The organism is bacterium, assembly GCA_026398675.1.
Taxonomy (GTDB): Bacteria; RBG-13-66-14; RBG-13-66-14; order RBG-13-66-14; family RBG-13-66-14; genus RBG-13-66-14.
On the sequence record JAPLSK010000371.1, the window covers coordinates 1 to 4,509 of the forward strand.

4 protein-coding genes are annotated in these 4,509 nt (G+C 61.0%); all 4 read right to left on the reverse strand.

Annotated features, from left to right (window positions below):
• Window positions 1-480, reverse strand: a 480-nt coding sequence (locus NTW26_11220) for a hypothetical protein (GenBank protein ID MCX7022819.1), incomplete at its 3' end; no start/stop codon positions are given.
• 180 nt (window positions 481-660) lie between these two features.
• A complete protein-coding gene (locus NTW26_11225) occupies window positions 661-948 on the reverse strand; it encodes a hypothetical protein (protein ID MCX7022820.1) in 288 nt (95 codons plus the stop codon).
• A 575-nt stretch (window positions 949-1,523) separates the two neighbouring features.
• Window positions 1,524-2,651: a hypothetical protein gene (locus tag NTW26_11230; protein MCX7022821.1), complete on the reverse strand. Its 1,128-nt coding sequence runs from the start codon at window positions 2,649-2,651 to the stop codon at window positions 1,524-1,526.
• A 279-nt stretch (window positions 2,652-2,930) separates the two neighbouring features.
• A complete protein-coding gene (locus NTW26_11235) occupies window positions 2,931-4,067 on the reverse strand; it encodes a hypothetical protein (GenBank protein MCX7022822.1) in 1,137 nt (378 codons plus the stop codon).
• Window positions 4,068-4,509: the final 442 nt, after the last annotated feature.

The following is a 4,509-nucleotide window of genomic DNA, read 5'->3' on the forward strand; positions in this document are numbered from 1 at the left end:
CTCGCCGGAGGTGTCGAGGTAGCTGTAGAGGTGGTCACCGGAGATGCCGCGCAGGTCGTCCCAGGCGACGGCGGCGACTGCGTTGGGGGTGGCCGCGTCCGGGATGTTCTGATTGGCGCCGGGGATGCCGGCGTTCCGAAAGCTCAACGCCCCGTTGCACCCCACGTAAACGGTGGAGCCGGCGGGGTAGTCGCGGCCGCAGAAACGGATGAAGAAGGGGGTGGTCACGGTGAAGCTGGCCTCGTCGCCGGTGCCGAGGTCGGTGCCGCCGGCGGCGTCTATCCAGTCGTACGCGGGCGCCCAATCCGACGTCTCGTTGGAATCCCAGAAGTAGTACCCGGCGCCGTCGCCCGACACGAGGGGAACGTAATCCGGACCCGCCGTCCGGGGCGCGACCGCCGCGGCCGTCCCGTCGGCCTCGATGGCGTAACCCCAGGCGGCCGTCAGGACGACCGGCATGAGCAGCAGTATCTTGCGCATCGCTCCTCCCCAGGCAAAAGGCGTAAAAACCCCAATCTAACTCTAATATTAATCTATCACCCGGAGCGGCCGCTGTCAACCCGGCGGGAGGGTTCACACCGGCTTAACACGCGGATTATCAATAAAAAAGGGCGACGGAATCCGCCGCCCGATTTTTCTCGGGGGACCACCGGTACTTAGTTAAAAACCGGCCTTGATGGTCCCCCAGCTCGACTCGACGACCACGGCATCCGAGACGCGGAAGGAGTAAACCTCCTCGCTCCAGCGGGTGAGGCCGATGTCGGTTTCCCGGGCCATGACCTTCCACCAGTAGCCGCCGGAATCGTCGGTACCGAAGACGTAGTCCATCCCCGCGTCGGGGCCGGCCCGCGTCTCGCAAATTGCGCTGACGTAGGGGCCGACCTTCAGGTCGGCCCGCGGGCTACCGTGGACGGTCGCCCCTACGAGGGTGCCGCGCGACCAAATCACATTCCGTAGGGCGGGGATTCGCCGGGGCGTAACTCGCTTCGCTTCGTTTCGCCTTCGGCCGCAGATACCTATCCCCGCCGTTTTCACGTTCCAAACCTCTACCCTCACCCCAACCCGTGCCTCGCAGGCCTCCCTGAGAGGGAGAGGGGGAATAAGGCAGCCCTCACCCCCATCCCCGTCGGCGCGCCGCTCCCGGTGTGAGAGGGGGGACCGATCCATCCCTCACCCCGGCCCGCGCCTCGCTGCGCTGGCGTAGGGCGGGGATTCCCATTCCCGCCGCTTTATGGTGCGCACTCCGACCTTCACCCTAGCCCGTAGGCGAGCCTCTCCCTATAAGGGAGAGGGGGTTAAGGAACCCCTCTCCCCATCCCTCGCCCCAAAGGGGGGAGGGAGATTTCGGCAACCCTCACCGCAGCCGGTGACACCGCCTTCACCGCCGGTAACAAAAGGCGGGGTAAGCAACCCCGCCCGGTGAGGGAATACGATTGCAAAAGGCGGGGTTGGCAACCCCGCCCGTGAAGGGAAACAATTTCAAAAACCTGATCCAGGCGCGTCATTCCCGCCCGAAGGGGAAACTAGAATACGGCCTTGATCTGGCCCCAGGTCGTCTCATCCACCGAAACACCGGTGACGGTGAAATCGAAGACGTCGTTGCACCACTGGGAGATGCCGATGTCGGTCTCCTCGGCGTACACCTTCCACCAGTAGTCCCCCGAGTCGCCGTCGCCGAAGATGTAATCGAACCAGGCATGCCCGCCGCGGTCAAAGATCATGGGGTTGTTGAATTGCTCGTTGTCGGCAATGTAGAGGGTGTACTCGACGGTGCCGTGACCCGAGTATTCGGGCGCCTCCCAGGTGAAGTTGACCGTGTCCCCGGTATATACCAGGTCCCCGTCCACGGGGGTGAGGAGGTTGAACTCGCCGAGCTGGTCATCCACCCAGTTCTGATCCACGAAGAGGATGGAGAACTGGTTGGAGATGATATCCTGGTTGTAGGAGTACAGAACGGCGTCGGTGCCGCTCGAGTTCTCCAGGCCCACAGTGGCGGAGAAGCCGTTGTCCCGCCAGGAGTCGCCGATCACGTCCTTGTAGCGGAGCTCGATGGAGTTGTTCACTCCGGCCATCGGCGCCTCGTAGATGAGGACCTGGAACTCGATGGGATCCGCGGCGGCTTCGTAGAAGTACCACGGCGAGTAGCTTATGCACAACTTGCGGGTCGGAGCGGACCCCGCCACCTCGACATAGATATCGCCGGTGGAGTATCCAGCCAGGTTGTCCCAGAACGGCGCGATGACGTTGTTGGGCGCCGCGGTGCTGGGGAGGTTCTGGTTGATGGGGTTGTCCATCCCGTTGTTCGTGAAGCCCATGAAGCCGTTGGAGCCGACGTAGAAGTTGGTTCCGGAGCTATGGGTGGTGCCGCAGAACTGGATGGCGAAGGGGGTGGACAGAGTCCAGTGGGTGTCGTCTCCCCGCCAGCCCTGGGGGTTGCGCGGCGTGCGCCAGTTGTACACGGGCGCCCAGTCGCTGGTCTCGTTCGAATCCCAGAAGTAGTACCCCGCACCGTCTCCAAAGAGCAGCGGCGAGTATCCGGACCAGATGGCCACCGGCGGGGAGGTTGAAGGAGATTCCTCTTGGACGCTTACCGTCGCGGCCGCAAAGACCGAAATGGCCGCCAGGAGGATATATATCGTAACCTTATGCATCTTTCCTCCTTTTATTCCCAGGAAAAAGAAAACCATGCGGGGGGCAACTTACCACTGTACTTCAACCTTGTCAAGAAAAACAAACGCGAAATTTAACGATGGGGGCGGTTTCCAGGCCCGCCCCCCCGGAATTGATGGTGAAAGTCAGGTGCAGCGGGTGTATGTAAAGTTACAGCCTTCGCGCCCAGGCCCGTCTCTCGAAGAGACTATTCACGTGCAAACGATTGCGTTACGCCGCAGGCATCCAGGTCCGCCGCTCCGTAAGAGGCGGCGGAAGGGCTACTCGAAGTCGGCCTTGATCTGGCCCCAGGTGGTTTCCGCGACCGCCGTGTCGCTGACGATGAGTTGGTTCGTCTCCTCGGACCACTTGTAGAGGTCTATTACCGACTCGGTGGCCTTGACCTTCCACCAATACGTGCCGGTGTCGTCGGAGCCGAAGACGTACCGGAAGGTCGTGTTGGTCCCGGTGTCGAAAACCGTGGGGTTGTCGAAGCTCGGGTCGTCGTCCAGGAACAGATCGTAGGTGACGGTGCCGTGTCCGCTGTACTCCGAAGCCTGCCACTGGAAATCCACCCAATCGCCGATCATGACGATGGAGCCGTCCTCGGGGACGACCAGATGGAAATCGCCCAGTTGGCTGTCCACGAACTGGCTGTCCACGAAGCGGACGGCGAGTTGGTTGGTGAGGGCTTCAAGGTTGTAGGAGTACTTGGCCGCGGTGACGCCGGAGTTGTTCTCCAGGCCCACCGTCGCGGAGAATCCACCGTCGCGCCAGGAATCGCCGATGACGTCCTTGTAGCGGAACTCGATGGTGTTGTTTATCCCGGGCACGTCGGTCTCGCGGATGAGAATCTGGAACTCGATGGGGTCCACCGGGGACAGGTCGTAGTACCAGGGCGAGTAGGTGATGAAGAGCGCCCGGTCGGGCCTTGTGCCGATCAGGTCCAGCGAGATGTCGCCGGAGGTGCAGCCGTCCAGGTCGTCCCAGAGCGCGGCCATGATGGCGTTCGGCGTAGCCGAGACCGGAATGTTCTGGTTGATCGGCTCTTCCATCTTCGAGGCCATGAACCCGACGATACCGTTGGAGCCCACGTAGAGGTTAGTCCCCTCGTTGTGGTGGATGCCGCAGAAGGTCACGGCGAAGGGCAGCGTCGTGGCCCAGTACGTGTCGTCGCCGCGCCACCCCATGTGGTGTACCGGGGAGCGCCACCCATAGGTGGGCGCCCAGATGTCGGTCTCGGTGGAATCCCAGTAGTAGTACCCCGCCCCGCCGCCCAAGGCCAGGGGGGAGTACCCGAGGGGAAGCGCGCCGGTGCCGACGGCCGGAGGGAGGGAACTTTCGGCCTGCACTGCTATCGCGCCACCCGCAAGGGCGGCCGCGGACAGCAGAACAAGCAACAACAAACTCTTCCTCATGACCTCTCCTTCGTTTGACACGTGAAAGTTGGGTGATCCTTTTATCTGGGATACACAGTTAAACTAGCCTCAAATATCCTTCTTGTCAAGGCCGACAAAAGAAAATGAAAAATCCGTAAAATATAACTAAAGGCCCAACCCTACTTCGCGCGGGACGCTACGGCAGATTTCCAATCATCTCAGACAGTCGGCATCGAGCGTAACTCTTTGGACGATGCAGACTTTATCCGAGGCACGTATAGTATAACACAAACGCGGTCTTTTCCCAAAGAATTTCTAGGGAAATCGCGTCAAAATGGTCAACGCCGACACCATCATTCACGTAATCCGTTGCCGATGCACGTTCTATCGAATGCCGCAACCGGTTCAAAATGATACGCCATAATGGACTGCGGTATGAACCGACCCCGCAACGAGAGAAATTAAAATACCTATACTATAC

Coding starts and splice junctions, on each gene's coding strand:
- NTW26_11230 (MCX7022821.1), bottom strand. CDS start 2,651: ATGCATAAGGTTACGATATATATCCTCCTGGCGGCCATTTCGGTCTTT.
- NTW26_11235 (MCX7022822.1), bottom strand. CDS start 4,067: ATGAGGAAGAGTTTGTTGTTGCTTGTTCTGCTGTCCGCGGCCGCCCTT.